The sequence below is a fragment of the Geomonas sp. RF6 genome (genome assembly GCF_021044625.1).
Lineage (GTDB): Bacteria > Desulfobacterota > Desulfuromonadia > Geobacterales > Geobacteraceae > RF6.
This window is the reverse complement of sequence record NZ_CP087999.1, coordinates 1,432,444-1,450,352: the sequence shown is the minus strand read 5'-3', so window position 1 is coordinate 1,450,352 and position 17,909 is coordinate 1,432,444. Positions and strand designations below refer to the sequence as shown.

Below are 17,909 nucleotides of genomic sequence, written 5' to 3'. Positions count from 1 at the left end.
CATGACGAAGAGCGGGCCCGGCACAAGTCTCAGCCGACGCGGGAGAAATAGCATCGGCGAAACTGTAGGTAAATGTAGGCCGGGATAAGCCGCAGGCGTTCCCGGCATTACGCTGCCTGCGACCACCTTATGCCGGAAACGCTCCGCTTATTCCGGCCTACATAGCGATATGACGAAAAGCGGGCGCCGTACAAGTCTCAGCCGACGCGGGAGAAATAGCATCGGCGAAACTGTAGGTAAATGTAGGCAGGGATAAGCCGCAGGCGTTGCCGGCATTACGCTGCCTGCGACCACCTTATGCCGGAAACGCTTCGCTTATTCCGGCCTACATAGCGACATGACGAAGAGCGGGCCCGGCACAAGTCTCAGCCGACGCGGGAGAAATAGCATCGGCGAAACTGTAGGTAAATGTAGGCCGGGATAAGCCGCAGGCGTTCCCGGCATTACGCTGCCTGCGACCACCTTATGCCGGAAATGCTTCCCTTATTCCGCCCTGCACCACTGTATCAGCGGCACAAGCTGTTGGATGAGCCGCGACCATCACCCCACCAAGGTTTCCACCTTTCCCATTTGCACCCTTCAATGTAACTACTCATGTCTCTTCTCATCCGTTCCCCCTTCTTCTGATTGCCATAATTATCTCTAACTCACCTGCCAGCCTTCAAGCTTGACCCTTTTTCCCCCTTCCGGTACTCTAAGCGGATGCCCAGCAATAATTCGATTAAATCCTTAAAAAAACCGGAACTTCTGGCTCCCGCAGGGTCGCTGGAGGCTTTTTTCGCCGCCATGGAAAAGGGGGCCGACGCAGTCTATGCCGGCCTCAAGGAGTTTTCCGCGCGCGCCAAGGCGAAGAACTTTACCCTCTCCCACATGGAGCGCATGACCGCCTACGCCCACTCCCTCGGCAGGAAGGTCTACGTCACCATCAACACCCTCGTAAAGGAGTCGGAGCTTCCTCTCCTCATCGACGTCCTCGCTGCCCTTGAGGCGATGCGGGTTGACGGCGTCATCCTGCAGGATATGGCGGTCGCGCGCCTGGCCCGCAACTTCTTCCCCGGTCTGCCGTTGCACGCTTCCACGCAGATGACGATCCACAACTCGCTGGGCGTTCGCCAGCTCGAGGAACTCGGCTTCGAGCGCGTCGTTCTCGCTCGGGAACTCCACATCGATGAGATCCGCACCATCGTGGAAAAGAGCCAAGCGGAGATTGAGTGCTTCATCCACGGCGCGCTCTGCTTCTCCTTTTCCGGGCAGTGCTATTTCTCTTCCTTCCTCGGCGGCCACAGCGGCAACCGCGGGCGCTGCGCCCAGCCGTGCCGACGCCAGTACAAGTACCGCGGCAAGGAAGGGTATTACCTCTCCACAAACGATTTCTCCAGCATCGAGATGATCCCTCAGCTGGTCGATGCGGGCGTCGCCTCCCTCAAGATCGAGGGGCGCATGAAGTCCGCGGAGTACGTCGCGAGCGTCACCGGGGCCTATCGCCTGGTGCTCGACGCCCCTCCGGAGCGGCGCGAGGCTGCGCTGGCGGAGGCGAAGGCGCTGCTGAAGCTCTCCTTCGGCCGCGTCCCCACAAAAGGGTTCCTCGCCTCCCACACCCCCACCGACATTTCCACGCCGTCCATCAAAGGGGCGACGGGTCGGTATCTCGGCGATATCAGGTCGATTCGCGGCAGCCGCATCTCCTTTGAAACGAAGGACCGCCTCCACGTGGGGGACCGGATCCGGGTCCAGCCGAAGACGGACATGGCGGGGCGCGCCTTTACCATCAAGGAGCTCTTCATCTTCGACAAGCCGGTGAAGTCGGTGAAGGAGAATACCCTCGTCTCCACCACTTCCCCTTTCCCCTTCAAGCTCGGCGACTCCGTCTTCAAGGTCTCGTCGGAGACGGCGTTCACCATGAGCGAGAACGCCTGCTTGAAGAAGCTTGAGAGCGTGAAGGGGGGGAGCATACCCTGCGCACTTACCCTCTCCCACGACAACGGCACGCTGCAGATAGCAGCAGAAGTCCTCGGGAGCCGCTTCGTGGCGCACTACCCGCTCGGGGAGCTGGAGCCTTCCCGGACGAGCGATATGGAAGGGGTTTTGAGAGGGCAGTTCGCCAAGACGGGCGAGACGTCATTCTCCCTGAGCTCCCTCTCCGCGCCGGATTTCCCGTCCCTCCTCATTCCAGGGCCGCGCCTCAAGGAGATCCGCCGGGCATTCTACTCGTGGCTCGCCAACGAGACGATCGGGAGCCTGAAGAAAAAAAGCCGCATCGGCCGCGAGGAGGCGCTCGCCGCCCTCGTTCCAGGACGTCCCGCTCCTTCTCGCGGCAAGGACGAGGTGACAGTGTGCGTGGAGCAGGGGAAGGACTGGTTCGAACTGCACCGGGACGGCATCGACGCCGTGACGCTCCCGGTGTCGCGGGCGAACCTGCACCAGCTCTCCTTCCTCGCGAGAAAGCTGAAAGGCTCGGAGCGGCGAGTCATCTGGCACATCCCCTTCATCATCTTCGAGGCGGACATCCCCTTCTTCCGCGATGCCGTCGCCGCCATAGTCGCGGCCGGCTTCACGCGTTTCGAGCTGTCCAACCTGTCGCACTTCCAGCTTTTCAAGGGGGTGGACGCGGAGCTCGCCACCGACTATCGCCTCTTCTCGCTGAACAGCCAGGCTCTTCTCACCTGGCAGGAACTGGGAGCGAAGCGCGCGACGCTGTACATAGAGGATGACCGGGAGAACCTGACGCAGCTCCTGGCGGCGCAGATCGACCTCCCGCGCTCTGTGCTCCTCTATGCACCGGTGCCGGTGATTACCTCAAAGATTGCCATAAAGGAAATAAAGGGGGACGCGCCGATCACCTCGGACAAGGGTGAAGGGTACCTGGTGAAGACAAAGGACCACCTCAGCATCGTCACAGCCCAGACCCCCTTTGCCATCACGCAGCACAGAAACGAGCTGCGCCAGCTCGGCTGCGGCTCTTTCATAGTCGATGTGAGTCAGCTGCAGCAGGGCGATCGCGACCGCGTGCTGGAGGCGTGCCGGAAGGGGGTGGCGGTGCAGGGCGCATCGTCCTTCAACTATTCGGCAGAGCTGGTTTAGGAGTACGCAGGCCGATCATTGTAGGCCGGAATAAGCGAAGCGTTTCCGGCACCGCAAGCAGAAAGGGCTGGATTCGTCTACACCAAAAAAATAGCAAAACGATCGGAGGTCGGTAGTGGGCGACTATTTGGTAAGAGTTATAGCGAAAAACGGGAAGATACGCGGCCTTGCATGCGTCACCACCGAGCTGGTGTCGGAAGGGTGCAAGCGTCATGGGACGCTCCCCACCGCAACCGCCGCACTTGGCAGGGCGCTGACGGCCGGGACCCTCATGGGGGCCCTTCTCAAGACGGGGCAGCGGGTTGCGCTGCGCTACGAAGGGAACGGCCCGTTGAAGAAGATCATAGTGGAGGCCGACAGTAACGGAAGCGTGCGCGGCTATGTAGCGGAGCCGCTGGTGCAGCTCATGCGCCCCGACGGAAGGCTCAATGTCGCCTCCGGGCTCGGGCGCGCCGGCTTTCTCACCGTCACAAAGGACCTTATGCTGAAGGAGCCGTACCGCGGCAGCGTCATGCTGTACTCCGGTGAGATCGCGCAGGACCTGGCGCTTTATCTTGTGGAGTCCGAGCAGATCCCATCCGCCGTGGCGCTTTCGGAGTTCATCGACAGCGACGGAAACGTTGCCGTCTCGGGCGGCTTCCTTATCCAGGCGCTTCCCCCGGTCGATACCGAAGTGGTGGATCAGCTCATGAACAGGATCGGCGAGATGCCCCCCCTGAGTGACCTGCTGCGCCAGGGAAAGTCGCCGGAGGAGATCCTGGAGCTCCTTTTCCAGGACCTTCCGCACGACACCCTCGAAAAGAGGGCGCTCGCCTTTGCCTGCAGTTGCAGCAGGGAGAGGATCGAGCGGGTTCTCATCTCCACGGGACACGACGAGATCCTCTCACTCATCGAAGAGCAGGGAGGAGCCGAGGTGACCTGCGAGTTTTGCCGGCAGCAGTACAGCTTCAGCCACGAAGACCTCGATGCGCTGCTGAAAGAGCTGGAGGCGGGAGCGCAGGGGCAGGGAGATGATGCACGGTAGGGAGATGATGCACGGTAGGGAGATGTAGGCCGGAATAAGCGCAGCGTTTCCGGCGATCTGCCGTCACTGCAAGTGAACTCGCGTTCCCCCCTTTGCGAAGGGGGGTAGGGGGGATTTGATCTTCAAGTCTCCTCAGCCCGTTTAACAGTACATCTCGGTCGTCGAACCGCAGTGCTGCGGCAGCCTAAAGATCAACGACATAGGCCCCACCACTTTTTTGTAAATTGCCCTGACCACAGCAGTTGCGCGGTTTCATGACGGTCCCCGCCAAGACAAAATCCCCCCTGTCCCCCCTTCGCAAAGGGGGGGGCGCGAGGCCTCGTGCGGAACATACTACGACTTCCCCGGAATTCTCGGATGAGCCTTTGCGAAGGGGGGACAGGGGGATTTGCCTTGCTTTAGGGCGACTCCGGCCACCTCGTTCCCAGGAATTTCCGGGTGAACCTTTTTTGAGCAGTAGCGGTATAATGAAGCGGTAGTCTAACGATCGAGGTGCGAGGCCTATATGCGCATTCACGACATCAGCGTTCCCCTTGCTCCCACCCTGCCGGTCTATCCCGGCGACCCCTCCGTCCGTATCGATCCCTGGTCCCAGATCTCCGAAGGGGAGGCAGCGAATGTCTCCCGGGTCATCATCTCCACGCACAGCGGCACGCACATCGACGCCCCGCGCCACTTCGACGACCAGGGGGCCACGGTGGACCAGATCCCGCTCCCCCTCCTGATCGGGCCGGCGCTGGTGGTCGAGATCCCGGAGGTGAAGGTGATAGGGCGCAGAGAGCTCGAGCGGCTGCCGGTGCGCGGAGTCGGGCGGCTTCTTTTAAAGACGGACAACTCCATGCTGTGGAAGAGGAGCTCATTTACCTCCGACTTCGCTGCGCTTTCGGTTGACGGGGCGCAATACCTGATGGAATGCGGGGTGAAGCTGGTGGGGATAGATTATCTTTCGATGGAGCGGTACGAGGGGGACGGATCGGTGCACCGGGCCCTTCTGGACGGGGGGGCGCTGATACTGGAAGGTCTCAATCTTTCCGATGTGCCTGCCGGTGAGTACGAGCTGATCTGCCTCCCGTTGAGAATCGCAGGCGGCGACGGCGCCCCGGTCAGGGCTATTCTCAGAGGGGGTGCCGGGCCGAATGAGGATTCCCATTTCGACCCGCACACCACGAAGTGGCCTCTGTCGTAAAAAACAGCCTCTTTACTTCGCTTTCTTCTGGTCACAGCACGGTTTCTGCTGTGACTTTTCTTTTTTCGCGCAGCTGTCGCACCCTTTCAGGTCGCAACCTTTGCTCGTGTTGCAACCACAGGTGCAGGCGGCGTTTTTCTTCCCTTCGGAGCACGACTCGCAGATGCACTTCTTCTCCGCCGCCTGCGCCGTGTTCTGGGCGACTTTCTGGCAGTTGCCGCAGCCGGGCTGGTCTCCGGCCCAGAGGGCCGCGGTGGCTGCGAGGGCGATGCTGCACGACAGTGCGATGGTTACCAGTGCTTTTTTCATTTTCCCCTCCCGTGTGTGTGAATGCTCTTCCTTCAAAAGCCGGAACCTTCCGCCGGTTCCGGCGCATTACCCAGCTACCCAGTTTCAAAACCTGCTACGCGGGGGCGTTCTCGATCACTTCGGGGGCCGCGGCGGCAAAGTCATCATCGAGCGGCGCCACCGCCTCGATGATCCTCCCCCTCGGCCCGGTGAAGCGCATGCTGCGGCAGTGCAGCATCATGCGAGCTGCGGGTGCGCCCCCGTAGGCTTCGTCCCCAACGACCGGGAAGCCCGCGTGCTTGAGGTGCACCCTAATCTGGTGGGTACGCCCGGTCAGCGGCTTCGCCTCCACGAGGGTCATCCCGTTTGCCTCGCCTAGAACGGTAAAGATGGTAGATGCCGGCTTCCCGCCGAAGGCGACGCCATACTTGAACTTCCCAAGCTTACCAATCGGCGAGTCGTCGCGCCACCCGGTGCGGTCGGGAGTCCCGGAAACGAGCGCCCAGTATGTCTTGTCCACCTTGCCCTCTTTCAGAAGAGCGGAGATCAGGGTGGCACTTCTCTTGTTCTTGGGGAAGAACATCACCCCGGAGGTGCCGCGGTCCAGCCGGTGGATGACCCGCGCCGGCTCCTTCAGCCCGAGCTTTTTCAGGTAGCAATCCACCGCATACTCGACCGTCCCCTTCAATTGGTACGGTGTGCGTTGCGTATTGAAGCCGGCGGCCTTGTACACCGCGATGAAATCCGAATCCTCGTAGAGGAGATCCTCTTTGCGGTAGACAAGGTCGATGCAGCGGGAAGCCTCCATGATGCCGAGCGCAATTTCGTCCCCTTCCTTCAGCGTGCGCGATGCCACCCGCACCAGCGCCTGGGAGACGTTGCACCCCCCCCAGTCGATGATCCTTCTTATCTCCGTCTTCGAAAGGTTTGGAAAGAGGGCCTTTGCGCCGTCGTCCAGGCGCATCCCCGCTTCTTCTGTGGTTACCCGTGCCGTCAATATCATCTAAGGAGCCTCTCCGCACGAAGAAGCGCCGCTATCGTCTTGCCGTCCGTAATTTCCCCCTCTGCCGCCATCCGGAGCGCCTCTTCAAAAGGAATGCGCACCGCGGAAATATCCTCGTACGCCTCCGGGAGCGCCTCCCCCTGCTCCAGGTTCGTGGCGAGAAAGAGATGAATTATTTCATCGAAGACTCCCGGGGAAGAATGAAGTATGCCGAGGGGTTTGATGGTGGAGGACTTCAGCCCCGTTTCCTCCACGAGTTCCCTGGCGGCACACTCCCCGGGATCCTCCTCCGGCGACAGGCGCCCGGCCGGAAGCTCCAGGAGGAATTCCCCGACCGCGGGGCGCAGCTGCCGTATCAGTGTCACGGTGCGGTCCTCGTGCAGCGGGAGGATCGCCGCGCCCCCGGGGTGGCGCACGATCTGGTAGGTATGCCATCCCCGCTCCCCGATCAGCACTTCCATCTGCTCCACATCCACCACGAGACCGTTGAAAATGATGGTGTTGTCTTTGGTTTGCATGCTTCCTCCAGTGACGATACATACCATTTCCGCCCCTCGAAGTGAAGGGGCGATTTCCGCTCCCCGGGAGGGCGCCGCACCAATACGGAAGGCAAATGTGCAACCGCCGCTTCCTTTGCCTTCCACCGTGTGGCACAATTTATTGGAAAATGATGAAGTGATCTGCTATTTTCACCCACTTCGAGGGACCATAAAACAAAAGGTGGTGCACTATGGCACAGGCAAAACAGGGGGATCGCGTAAAGGTTGACTACACGGGGAAGCTTGATGACGGCTCCGTATTCGATTCCTCCATTTGTGAGGATGATGATTGCTCGGGCGGGCACGGCCCGCTGGAATTCACCGTAGGCGAAGGTGAGGTCATTCCCGGCTTCGAGGCAGCCATCGTTGGGATGAGCCCGGGCGAGACCAAAACGATCCACATTCCCGTCGACGAAGCATACGGTGAAAGGATTGAAGAAATGGTGGCGGAAGTGCCGCGTGGCGACCTGCCGCCCGAAATGAACCCCGAGGTGGGGCAGCAGCTGGAAGTGACCCAGGCGGACGGGCAGGTTTTCCAGGTAATGGTGACCGAGGTGACCGACGAGACGATCACCATCGACGCCAACCACCCGCTTGCCGGCCAGGCACTGAACTTCGACCTCAAACTGGTGGAGATCCTGTAAGACGCGTGTAGTCTGCAGCTTTGCCAGGAAGTACAAGAAAATCCCCCTCCGGTCAGCCGAGGGGGATTTTTTTGTGCATCGGGCATTCCGGAAGGCCGGGAACCAAGGTTTCTGCGCCCCTTAAACGAAAAAGCGATGCTAATACGTTCCCCCCTTCGCGAAGGGTTCTGCACTCCCAAGGATTTGCACGGTAGTTCACCCACTGCACGAGAACTCGCGTCCCCCCCTTTGCGAAGGGGACAGGGGGATTTGTCCTGCGGCAGCTTATCACTCACGCCTGTCAAGCACCCGCCAATGGCAAGGAAGGCTGAAGCATAATTGCTTCGAGTCTTGGCTGATGTCTTTCCTCCCGCTAGTTCTCCACCAGAAAATGCGCCTCGTACAGGTCCTCAAGGCACTGCAGGTGCCGGCTCTCGTCAGCCAGCATGTGCTCGAAGAGGACGCCGATCGGCGCGCCGGAGTATCCCTCCGCCATCTGCTGGTAGAAATCTACCGCTCCCTTTTCCAGGTGAATGGCGAATGAGAGCGCCTCCTGCACATCGGAGTCCGGCCCGATCTCCCGCTTCCCGAGGATAGATCCGAGGTTCATGACTGCGGCTTTCTTCTGCAGGCGCCCGTCCCCCTTCATCTCCCCTTCCACCAGAGTCTTTTCCAGCTGGTGCTTGTGCTCGAGCTCGTCGAGCGCCGCCTCCCTCAGTATTTCCCTGGCCCCCTGATCCTTCACCATCCGCAGCGCCGAGAGGTAATTCCTGAAGGAGTCGTTTTCCATGCGCGCCGCCAACTCGATTGCGTCTTCGATCGTGTTGCATGAAGGTTTCTGATCTGACATGGCTGCCTCCTTTTCATAAAACGGTAGTTACTGTATGGGAAATGTCGCGTCTCTATCTGGGACAGAGAGGCCCGTTCAATGTCATGGAAATGATGATACTAGCCGACTGTCGCTCTGTCTATGACGCCCGCTCGTGTGGTGCTTTGACAGACGCCTGCTACACTGTAGCTGATTTTACCTGAAAGGAGGGGGGCGATGCGGGTATTCCTTGTCGGAGGGACAGGTTTTGTCGGTGGGCACCTGAGAAAGGAACTTGTCGCGAGAGGGCATCAGGTAAGAGTCCTCGTGCACCATCGTTGCGAGAAGCCGGAGCCGGGAACGGAGCAGGTGCTGGGGGACGTAACCGATCTCTCCACCTTTGCAAAGGATATGGCAGGATGCGACGCCACCATCAACCTCGTCGGGATCATCCGCGAGTTCCCGGAGCGCGGCGTCACCTTCGAGCGACTCCATGTGGAGGCAACGCGCAACATTATCGCAGCTGCCCGCGAGGCAGGAATCCGGCGCCACCTGCAGATGTCCGCCCTCGGCACGGGTCCCGACACCGATTCCGGATACTTTCAGAGCAAGTACCGAGCGGAGGTGGCGGTGCGGGATTCGGGGCTGCATTACACCATCTTTCGCCCGTCGATCATCTTCGGCCCCAAGGACGAGTTTGTGAACAAGCTGGCGAGTTACCTGCGGCTATATCCTGCGATGCCGGTGATAGGGGACGGCGAGTACCAGTTGCAGCCGATCTCCGGGCACGACGTGGCCCGCTGCTTTGCAATGGCGCTGGATATGCCGGAGACGGTAGGAAAGACGTACGAACTGTGCGGCCCCGACCGGATGACCTACAACGAGCTTCTGGACACGATGGGCCGGGTCCTGGGGAAGCGCCACGTCCTCAAGGTGAAGAACCCACTTTTCCTCATGCGCCTGGTAGTACCCTTTCTGCAGCATTTCCCCCAATTTCCGATCACTGAAGATCAGTTGAAGATGCTGGTGCAGGGAAATGTTTGCGACGGGACGTGGCGCAAGACCTTCGCCTTCGACCCCATCCCCTTCGAAACAGGCATCCGCCAATACCTCGCCCGATGAGGCTCCGTTTCACCCTGCCGACTTTGCCGACATAGCGACGCGAAAATGTAGGCCGGAATAAGCGCAGCGTTTCCGGCAGTCCACCTCCACCTCTTATCCGCGCCAGCGGATCCCACATTTTGACTCCGCGACTTCTTTTAAGCTATAGTGTCGCAGCACACGACAAAGGAGAGGTCGCAGTATGGGTGAAACGATCCGTTTCGGGATTTCCATGGACGAAGGGCTCCTCGAGAGCTTCGACAAGCTCATCGAGCAGAAGGGGTACGCGAACCGCTCCGAGGCGATCCGCGACCTGATCCGCGCCGCCCTGGTGGAACTCGAATGGGAAGAAGGGGAAAAGGAGGCGGTCGGCACGGTGACGCTGGTGTACAACCACCACGTCCGTGACCTTTCCGACAAGCTGACGGAGCAGCAGCATTCCCACCACGATCAGATCATCTCCGCGCTGCACGTACACCTCGATGCGCACAACTGTCTCGAAGTGCTGGTGGTACGGGGGAAGGCGCGCGAAGTAAGGCGCATCGCCGACGAGCTTATCGGAGTGAAAGGGGTCAAGCACGGCAAGCTGGTGATGACGACCTCAGGGGAGGGGCTGCACTGAAAGCCTCCGCAGCAGAGAATACGCGTGATGCGAAAGCGGTGAAAGGTATGGATCGTGATGACGCATACTGGATGGGGAAAGCGATCGACCAGGCCCGGCGCGCCGAGGTGATCGGCGAAGTCCCCATCGGAGCCGTCATCGTGAAAGACGGCAAGGTCATCGCGCGCGGGCACAACCTGCGGGAGTCCCGGCAGGACCCCTCAGCCCACGCCGAGATGATCGCCATCCGCAAGGCAGCCAAAAAGCTCGGCAGCTGGCGCCTGACAGGCGCGACCCTGTATGTCAGCCTGGAGCCGTGCACCATGTGCATGGGCGCCGTGATTCTCGCGAGGCTGGACCGCGTCGTTTTCGGTTCCTTTGACCCGAAGGGAGGCGCCGCCGGATCGCTGTATGACTTCTCCAACGACAGCAGGCTCAACCACAGCGTCGTCCTGACAAGCGGCGTGAGGGGCGAAGAGACCTCCGCCTTACTATCCGACTTTTTCTCTGCCTTGCGGGCACGCAAGAAGGAAGCGAAAGCAGCAAAGGTTGCAGCCGCACAATTGCTGGTGGCTGATACTGATGTCGAAGGCGAAGCCGTAGCCTCTGCCAGTGCAGCGTAGGGTTTCTGCGGGGTTTTCTGAGGTAGGCGCGGAAGATTAAACGCAGGACTTGAGTTTAGGCAAAAAATAAGCTATACCTTGTTGGCGTTACCTGAAAGGGGCGCTGACGCCGCGCCACACGCGGCAGCACGGTTGAAAACTGAATAAACGGAGAGGTGTCCGAGTGGTCGATGGTGCCTGACTCGAAATCTTAGAGAAAAGCACCAAAAATCTCCGTGTAGAAAAAGACAATTTTACGTTTTAGACCGAGGGGTTAGCTGATAAAGGCTAGCCCCTTTTTTGTTGCCCAAAATCAGTCAATGGTGCACTGGTGGTGCTTTTAACCACGAATGAGCGCGACAAATGGCGGCAGCTGACAGTAATGGAGCGGGTGGCGTAATGTACTAGTCTCACACGGCTTTTGGACTAAGAGGAAAATACGAAGTGCACCATGAGTGCACCATTTTATCTTGACCTTCACCTAACGCGCTGATATAACAGCCGAAATCCGACAGGGCCATTTGATTGAGCATCATTGTTGTGGTTTTTTGCTGTTATTTGTGACTTGTTGTGAGTTGTTAAAAGGAGGCAGTGAACAATGGCATATATCCAGGAGAGGACCACCCAGGACGGCAAAAGCCATTTTCGGGTGCAGGTAAGATTGAAGGGCTTCCCGGTCCAGACAGCGACCTTTGAGCGTAAGACCGATGCCAAAAAGTGGGCGCAGGCGACCGAGGCTGCAATCCGCGAAGGAAGGCACTTTAAGACCACCGCCGCGAAGAAGCACACGTTGGCCGACATGATCGACCAGTACATAAAACAGATCCTGCCAAGCAAGCCGAAGAGCAAGGAAGTTCAGGAGGGCCAGCTTAACTGGTGGAAGGCCGAGATTGGCGCTTATACCCTCTGCGATGTGACCCCCGCGATGATCGGGGAGTGCCGCGATAAGCTTCTGCAAGGGAAGACGAAAAAGGGGACGCCGAGGACTCCAGCGACAGGGGTGAGGTATCTGGCTGCATTGTCCCACGCCTTCACTGTGGCGGTGAACGAGTGGGGCTGGCTGGATGATAACCCGGTGCGGAAGGTTAAGAAGCCCATCGAGCCAAGAGGGAGGGTGCGGTTTCTGTCTGAGGAGGAAAGGCCGGCGCTCCTGAAAGCCTGCCGGGAGAGCAAGAATAAGAGCCTCTATACTATTGTCGTTCTGGCCCTTTCATCAGGTATGCGCTATAGCGAAATCATGACTCTCACGTGGAGGGATGTGGACCTTGCCCGTAAATGCGTGATCTTGCAGGATACCAAGAATGGCGAGCGGCGTAATGTGCCTATTGCGGGTCATGCCCTTGACCTGCTCAAGGAGCATCACAAGGTCCGCAAGTTGGATACGCAGCTTCTCTTTCCTTCTACGGACCGTAAATCACCGATGGACCTCCGCAAATCGTGGAAGCGGGCTCTTGAAATCGCTAAGATATCAGACTTTAGGTTTCACGACCTGCGGCATAGTGCCGCCAGTTATCTCGCCATGAACGGTGCAACCACCGTTGACATAGCCGATGTCCTCGGGCATAAGACGCTAGCCATGGTAAAAAGGTACAGCCACCTTTCGGAACAGCACACCAGCAAGGTTATTGCGTCGATGAACGAGAAAATCTTCGGAGAAAGTCTGAATGGATGAGGTATTCAAAAATATTATTAAGCTGATGGATGTGGAAGGACTTGATGTCATTGTCACTCCTCGGAGACCTTTAACCCCTGAGGATTGCGTTTATTGGGCATATGAGCCGTATTGGACTCATGAGCAATGCGTATGGCTGGCAATGTCTGTGCATCCTGACAAAAAAATGCCTCTTGACGTTGACGACTGGCCTTTGGAACGCTTGGTCGCCCTGTCCGATAAGTACAAACGAATAAACGGTATAATCGAGAAGCAACGGGATCTAGGGACCTTGCAGTACCTCACTGTGGAAAAAGTGGTAGACGAAACATCGATGGACGTCATCAATAGCATCGTTCATGAACCAGCGGTATTCGTGAAATGGGCGATTGAAAACCTACCATCTTTCCCTCCGGACCTGTACCATGCCGTTAGGGATAGAAAACCTCCATGCTTCGAAGGCTTCACTCCCTCCATTGGGTCAAAGCGGAACGAGAAGGGAATGCCAAAGGGGACAGGAGCAGAGCCAAAGCAATTAACCGATTACCTGTGGGGACCGAAGCGAGAAATGGAGGTCAAAGCCTCGCGATACGTAGTGGAAGCGTTGGAACGAGGCTGCACCTGCAGCCACGGAAAGCTTGCTGACTTCATGAATACGGAGGCTTGTGATGAGGCAGGGAAACTGCTGTTCAACCTGAAAGGAAAGGAAGATCATGAAATGCGGAATCTCCTTTTAAAAGTTACACGTACGGTTTTTAAGGAGAGAGCGCCGAGTCGAGTGAAAGGAGATCCGGGGTATTCGAAACCGAAAGGACCGTGCCCGATTCACAATAGCTAGCACCCGAACCTAAGAGCCAGCCCCGTAATCTAAGAGCCAGCGTTCCACCCGCTGGCTTTTTTCATACCCCCCCTATACGCATCACCCCACCGGCCGCCTTCCATAGCACCCCAGTAATCAGCATACCCCAGTCTAGGCACTGCATTGATGATTTGCTACAACCGGGCCTCACAGAAACGGTGCGCACCGGTTACTGAATCACCACATGCTAGGAGTCGTAGAATGCAGAATCAAGAACCCGCAAAAAATCACCGTCTTATCCCTGTCCCCAAATGGAATGACCATCATGCTTGGCCTCCCCAGGGTGGCCTCCGTCACCTCATTTTCAACGCAAAGAGCAATGGCTTTGACCGTGTGATCAAACGCGCAGGCCGTCGTGTGCTTATCGATGAGGCAGCCTTTTTCGAGTGGGTCGAGGCACAGAGCCGTTAAATACATAGTGCTAGCCCCCGGCGCCTCCATGCGTCGTGGCAACAGGAGAGGAATTATGAGCGCGAACGATAACAGACTGTTGAGACAACTTGTGGACATCCGTAAAGCATGCGCAATCGCCACCGGAGCCGAAGACATCAACCTCAATTACGTCATCAGAAAAGTTGACCAGATGGCCGCCGATTGCATAAGCCTGCTATCCGCAGACCACGAGTCATCTGCTATCTCGGGTCGAAAGTGAGAAGTGAGCCTCCCCTTGAGCAGTCGACTGCCAGGGGGGGGGGAGATTAACAATAAAGCATAGGGAGAATCAAAGTGAACGGTGAAGGCATGAAATATACGGAGGGACAAGCGGCAAGTGTTGGCAACCCTCAACAAGATAGTGCGAATTTTCGGGATACCTCAAATGCAGGGCAGCAATCCGAAAATGGCGAATTCCAAGGGGAAGTCATCAAGGCCATCCTTGGGAAGAACGAATTCGCAATCAACGGCGAGGGGGTGTACTGGGCCGAAATTTCAGGGACGCAAATTAAACCGGAAATGCTGGTGTGTGCCCCACTAAGGGTAGTGGCTGACAGCCGCGATGATAACAGCCAGAACTGGGGGCGGATACTCGAATTCGAGGACAGGGACGGAAACCAACAGCGTTACCACATGCAGATGAGCGACTTGAGGCGAGACGGTGAAGCCATCGTTGATGCCCTGCTGTCAAAAGGGTTGTCCATGGTGCCGGGCAAGAAGGCAAGACTCCGGTTGATTGACTACATTCAGAATAGCAAACCGATTAAGAACAACCGGGTTCTGACAACCGATAAGACCGGGTGGTACGGTACGCGATTTGTCCTCCCTGATGAGGTTATCGGTGCAGGAGAGGAAGACGTAATGTGCATATCGTCCACGGCATCAGCTAATCCGCTAGTCAGCAGAGGATCGCTTGACGATTGGAAGCGTGATGTGGCGCTGCTCTGTAAGGGTAACTCACGTCTGCTATTTGCGGTGTCCTGCGCATTTGCGTCTCCAATGTTGTACGCCTTAGGCGAGGAAAGCGGAGGGTTTAACTTCGTTGGTGGCAGTAGTACCGGAAAGAGCACCGCCCTCCATGTAGCAGCCTCGGTCTACGGAAAGCCCGACCGATATACCCAGAACTGGCGATCCACCTCCAATGGCTTGGAAGGCATTGCCAAGGCCCACAACGATACCCTGCTAATTCTGGATGAGCTTGGACAGGTGCAGCCGAAGGATGCAGGCGAGATTTCATACATGCTGGCCAACGGTGCAGGGAAGCAAAGGGCGAATATCAAGGGTGAGGCTAGGCAGAAAGCGACATGGCGGCTGCTATTTTTGTCCTCCGGTGAGATCACGCTTGCCGATCACATGGTCGAAGGTGGGAAAAAAGCAAGGGCTGGACAAGAAATCCGTTTAGCTGATATCCCCGCCGATGCAGGCTGCAACATGGGGATCTTTGAAAACCTGAATGATATCGATACGCCCGCAGCGTTGGCAGAGTTGCTCAAGCGTAACGCAGCAGAACGTCATGGGACGGCCTTTCGGGCTTTCATTGAGAAGGTTATCGAGGATTACGACCAGGTGATACAGGACGTGAAGGTCTACCGGGATGACTTCATAAAGGAGAACGCATTACAGGACGCCAGTGGTCAGGTCAACAGGCTTCTGAACCGGTTTGCGCTGGTTGCGGCCGCTGGCGAAATGGCGACAGCTCTGGAAATAACCGGCTGGGAACTTGGCGATGCCAGTAGGGCATCAGCTCAGTGCTTCAAAGGGCTGCTAGAAAAGCGGGGAGGGACAGGCATGCAGGAGGAGGCAGCTCTATTCTCCCAAGTCCGTGCCTTTTTTGAGCTCCATGGCGAGTCTCGGTTTACACCGCGGGAGAAGGGCACGGGGGTACCTGATACCCACAAGGTCACACACAATCGAGCAGGGTTCATCATCAAGAATGGCGACGGTAATACCGAGTACCTCGTATTACCAGAAGCCTTCACTGAGATCTGCTCTGGCTTTGACAAGAAGTGGGCGGCGAAAGTCTTGGTGGAAAGGGGGTTGATCCTGCCTGGGAATGACGGCAAAAACCAGCGGAGCGTCAGGCTGGCCGGGATCGGAACGAAAAAGATTTACCACTTTACGGCCAAGGCCATTGCAGATGAATAGTCACAAACTATCAATTTTTTGAGGAAACAGGGGGTACGTGGGTAGCGGTGTCGTAAGGTGTTGAAACTAAGCACATATGATTGAATAGCGCGCATCGTGAACAGGGAACACCATGGGGTGCAGAGGGAACATCGGTACAGGATTGTATCCCCCCGCTCCCCCGCCCATAACCGCGCCAGGATACAACTTCCGCCGGAAGAAAATCGTAACATCGCACGCTTACGGCATTGTTACCCATGTTGCCCCAGTCGCCTCAGAAAAACACTAAATTCACAAAAGGAAGACAAACGATGACAAAAATAATGAGATACCTCTTCGGCGTAGAAGAGGCACAAGTAATCACAACTCGTAAGTTTGATGGCGAGCATTGGTACACGGCGGTCGATATATGCAATCTGCTGGGAATTGAGAATCACAGCCAAGCAGTTCACCGGCAGAGAGAAACAGACAATCTCACTCTTGAGGACTCAGAGTGGAGAAAAGAATCGGTCTTCAATGGCACCAGCAAGCGGAAAATGCTGATGGTAAATGACTCTGGGGCACTCAAGCTGATATTCCAAGGCACATCCGCTGTGGCGTGTGACATTCAGGAGAGGGCAAGGAAGACGTCGATAGACCTGATCCCAGCCTCTTGGCCTCTTGGACTGCTAGGAATGGAATAAGGGGGGGCGCGTAAGAACTCTTTCAATTCTAGGGGAAAAGTGCTATAAAATGCGGCCAGATAATTCGCATCAATAAATGTAAGTATAGAATTTTCGCATAGATAGATGGCCAGCTTGGGCGGCGGAATCTAAAATTCCGCCGCTCTCGACCCCCTTTTTGGAGAAGTTCGTGTTTAATGAAATTGCGCCCACTGATAGTTGCGACAGAACACTTAATGCCCTCTCCCTATTTTCCGGCGGTGGGGGCCTTGACTTGGGGTTTTCCGCAGCAGGCTTTAAAATAGGGTGCTCTACGGACATTGACGCGTTCTCGTGCCAGACCCTTATTTTGAACAGTGGCAAAAAAGATTTTTACTCCCATGCCCACTCGATCCCAGCAGATATCAGAAAGGTAACGGCTACGGACCTCCTCAAAGAGTCACACCTCAGAGATCGAGAAGTGGATATTGTTATAGGTGGTCCTCCTTGTCAGGCGTTCTCGATTTTCGGGCGGCGAAAGGGGCTAGGTGATCCCAGAGGTAACCTCGTTTGGGAGTACGAGCGGATCATTCGTGAAGTAATGCCGCGAGCTTTTGTATTTGAAAATGTTGCTGGCCTTAAAACGATCCATGGCGGAACCCTCTACGAAGATATTCTTGATGAACTCACCCTTGGGGGCGTCTACACTGTAAGTGCGCATAGTTATCAAGTTGCGGACTATGGAATTCCGCAGTTCCGAGACAGAATCTTCTTTATTGGGACGAAAAATGGGATTAAGGTTCCAGAGATGGCGCCGACCCATGGTGTGGCAATGGAAAATCCATATCGCACCGTAAAAGAGGCGTTGCGATATCTACCCATTTCGTGGGAGGGAAGTGGCGTATCTAACCACATTGGTCGCAAGCACAGCGCCAGAATCATAGAAAGGTATTCGAATCTTGAATTTGGAGAGCGAGATCCCAAAACTCGTATCAACAAGCTAAACCCCGAACGCCCAAGCTTTACGATTATTGTAGGTTCGGATCAAGGTGGCGGGAAAGGACACGTGCACCCTTTCGCTCCACGAGAAGTCACACCAAGGGAATCAGCCAGAATGCAGACCTTCCCTGACTGGTGGACATTCCACGGAACAGGCAGGCATGTGATTAGGCAGGTTGGTAATGCAGTCCCACCTCTTTTTGCTGCGCTCCTTGCTGAGCATATCAGAGTACATGCCTTTGGAGCTACCAACAGAAAGAGCTATGACACCTTGGCTGCCATTTTGGGCCTTAACTACCTTTTAGGAAGCATGGCGAATTCAGAAATTACTGGCAAAGCTGCCTAAT

Annotated in this window: 16 protein-coding genes; 12 read left to right on the top strand and 4 right to left on the bottom strand. The window is 56.8% G+C overall.

Going from position 1 to position 17,909, the window contains the following annotated elements; genetic code table 11:
- The first annotated feature begins 786 nt into the window (after positions 1-786).
- The 3 genes from LPW11_RS06225 (at position 787) to LPW11_RS06215 (ending at position 5,291) form a co-directional block, all read left to right on the top strand.
- Positions 787-3,081, top strand: a complete 2,295-nt coding sequence (locus LPW11_RS06225; protein WP_442899804.1) for a peptidase U32 family protein — start codon at positions 787-789, stop codon at positions 3,079-3,081.
- A gap of 115 nt (positions 3,082-3,196) precedes the next feature.
- On the top strand, positions 3,197-4,105 hold the full coding sequence (hslO, locus tag LPW11_RS06220; RefSeq protein ID WP_230997265.1) for an Hsp33 family molecular chaperone HslO: 909 nt from the start codon (positions 3,197-3,199) through the stop codon (positions 4,103-4,105).
- Positions 4,106-4,610: 505 nt separating this feature from the next.
- Positions 4,611-5,291, top strand: coding sequence for a cyclase family protein (locus tag LPW11_RS06215; RefSeq protein WP_230997264.1), 681 nt, complete (start codon positions 4,611-4,613; stop codon positions 5,289-5,291).
- A gap of 12 nt (positions 5,292-5,303) precedes the next feature.
- Here the strand turns inward: LPW11_RS06215 and LPW11_RS06210 are convergent, their stop codons facing one another.
- The 3 genes from LPW11_RS06210 to LPW11_RS06200 all read right to left on the bottom strand — a co-directional run bounded on the left by LPW11_RS06210 (position 5,304) and on the right by LPW11_RS06200 (position 7,100).
- Positions 5,304-5,600 carry a hypothetical protein gene (locus LPW11_RS06210; protein ID WP_230997263.1) on the bottom strand — a complete coding sequence of 99 codons (297 nt, stop codon included), beginning with the start codon at positions 5,598-5,600 and terminating at the stop codon, positions 5,304-5,306.
- 94 nt (positions 5,601-5,694) lie between these two features.
- On the bottom strand, positions 5,695-6,582 hold the full coding sequence (locus LPW11_RS06205; RefSeq protein ID WP_230997262.1) for an RluA family pseudouridine synthase: 888 nt from the start codon (positions 6,580-6,582) through the stop codon (positions 5,695-5,697).
- Entirely contained in the window at positions 6,579-7,100 is a 522-nt protein-coding gene (locus LPW11_RS06200; protein ID WP_230997261.1) for an NUDIX hydrolase, read from the bottom strand. Before LPW11_RS06200 ends, LPW11_RS06205 begins: the two co-directional genes overlap by 4 nt.
- Positions 7,101-7,312: 212 nt before the next feature.
- On the opposite strand from LPW11_RS06200, the gene LPW11_RS06195 reads away from it, so the two are divergent.
- On the top strand, positions 7,313-7,765 hold the full coding sequence (locus LPW11_RS06195) for an FKBP-type peptidyl-prolyl cis-trans isomerase (protein WP_230997260.1): 453 nt from the start codon (positions 7,313-7,315) through the stop codon (positions 7,763-7,765).
- A 352-nt stretch (positions 7,766-8,117) separates the two neighbouring features.
- On the opposite strand, the gene LPW11_RS06190 is transcribed toward LPW11_RS06195, so the two are convergent.
- The gene (locus tag LPW11_RS06190; protein WP_230997259.1) at positions 8,118-8,594 is read right to left on the bottom strand and encodes a ferritin family protein; all 477 of its coding nucleotides are present in this window, start codon (positions 8,592-8,594) and stop codon (positions 8,118-8,120) included.
- A 195-nt stretch (positions 8,595-8,789) separates the two neighbouring features.
- Between LPW11_RS06190 and LPW11_RS06185 the strand changes: the two genes are divergently transcribed.
- The 8 genes from LPW11_RS06185 to LPW11_RS06150 all read left to right on the top strand — a co-directional run bounded on the left by LPW11_RS06185 (position 8,790) and on the right by LPW11_RS06150 (position 17,908).
- Entirely contained in the window at positions 8,790-9,674 is an 885-nt protein-coding gene (locus LPW11_RS06185) for a complex I NDUFA9 subunit family protein (protein WP_230997258.1), read from the top strand.
- A 181-nt stretch (positions 9,675-9,855) separates the two neighbouring features.
- Entirely contained in the window at positions 9,856-10,275 is a 420-nt protein-coding gene (nikR, locus tag LPW11_RS06180) for a nickel-responsive transcriptional regulator NikR (protein WP_230997257.1), read from the top strand.
- A 47-nt stretch (positions 10,276-10,322) separates the two neighbouring features.
- Positions 10,323-10,877 carry a tRNA adenosine(34) deaminase TadA gene (gene tadA / locus LPW11_RS06175; RefSeq protein WP_230997256.1) on the top strand — a complete coding sequence of 185 codons (555 nt, stop codon included), beginning with the start codon at positions 10,323-10,325 and terminating at the stop codon, positions 10,875-10,877.
- Between the two features lie 577 nt (positions 10,878-11,454).
- A complete protein-coding gene (locus LPW11_RS06170) occupies positions 11,455-12,528 on the top strand; it encodes a tyrosine-type recombinase/integrase (protein ID WP_230997255.1) in 1,074 nt (357 codons plus the stop codon).
- Positions 12,521-13,345, top strand: coding sequence for a hypothetical protein (locus LPW11_RS06165; RefSeq protein ID WP_230997254.1), 825 nt, complete (start codon positions 12,521-12,523; stop codon positions 13,343-13,345). The genes LPW11_RS06170 and LPW11_RS06165 overlap by 8 nt, the downstream gene beginning before the upstream one ends.
- A gap of 747 nt (positions 13,346-14,092) precedes the next feature.
- Positions 14,093-15,943: a DUF927 domain-containing protein gene (locus LPW11_RS06160; RefSeq protein ID WP_230997253.1), complete on the top strand. Its 1,851-nt coding sequence runs from the start codon at positions 14,093-14,095 to the stop codon at positions 15,941-15,943.
- Between the two features lie 290 nt (positions 15,944-16,233).
- On the top strand, positions 16,234-16,605 hold the full coding sequence (locus tag LPW11_RS06155; protein ID WP_230997252.1) for a BRO family protein: 372 nt from the start codon (positions 16,234-16,236) through the stop codon (positions 16,603-16,605).
- A gap of 169 nt (positions 16,606-16,774) precedes the next feature.
- The gene (locus LPW11_RS06150) at positions 16,775-17,908 is read left to right on the top strand and encodes a DNA cytosine methyltransferase (protein WP_230997251.1); all 1,134 of its coding nucleotides are present in this window, start codon (positions 16,775-16,777) and stop codon (positions 17,906-17,908) included.
- The last annotated feature ends 1 nt before the right edge of the window (position 17,909 follow it).

Coding starts and splice junctions, on each gene's coding strand:
- LPW11_RS06225 (WP_442899804.1), top strand. CDS start 787: ATGGAAAAGGGGGCCGACGCAGTCTATGCCGGCCTCAAGGAGTTTTCC.
- LPW11_RS06215 (WP_230997264.1), top strand. CDS start 4,611: ATGCGCATTCACGACATCAGCGTTCCCCTTGCTCCCACCCTGCCGGTC.
- LPW11_RS06210 (WP_230997263.1), bottom strand. CDS start 5,600: ATGAAAAAAGCACTGGTAACCATCGCACTGTCGTGCAGCATCGCCCTC.
- LPW11_RS06205 (WP_230997262.1), bottom strand. CDS start 6,582: ATGATATTGACGGCACGGGTAACCACAGAAGAAGCGGGGATGCGCCTG.
- LPW11_RS06200 (WP_230997261.1), bottom strand. CDS start 7,100: ATGCAAACCAAAGACAACACCATCATTTTCAACGGTCTCGTGGTGGAT.
- LPW11_RS06195 (WP_230997260.1), top strand. CDS start 7,313: ATGGCACAGGCAAAACAGGGGGATCGCGTAAAGGTTGACTACACGGGG.
- LPW11_RS06190 (WP_230997259.1), bottom strand. CDS start 8,594: ATGTCAGATCAGAAACCTTCATGCAACACGATCGAAGACGCAATCGAG.
- LPW11_RS06185 (WP_230997258.1), top strand. CDS start 8,790: ATGCGGGTATTCCTTGTCGGAGGGACAGGTTTTGTCGGTGGGCACCTG.
- nikR (WP_230997257.1), top strand. CDS start 9,856: ATGGGTGAAACGATCCGTTTCGGGATTTCCATGGACGAAGGGCTCCTC.
- tadA (WP_230997256.1), top strand. CDS start 10,323: ATGGATCGTGATGACGCATACTGGATGGGGAAAGCGATCGACCAGGCC.
- LPW11_RS06170 (WP_230997255.1), top strand. CDS start 11,455: ATGGCATATATCCAGGAGAGGACCACCCAGGACGGCAAAAGCCATTTT.
- LPW11_RS06165 (WP_230997254.1), top strand. CDS start 12,521: ATGGATGAGGTATTCAAAAATATTATTAAGCTGATGGATGTGGAAGGA.
- LPW11_RS06155 (WP_230997252.1), top strand. CDS start 16,234: ATGACAAAAATAATGAGATACCTCTTCGGCGTAGAAGAGGCACAAGTA.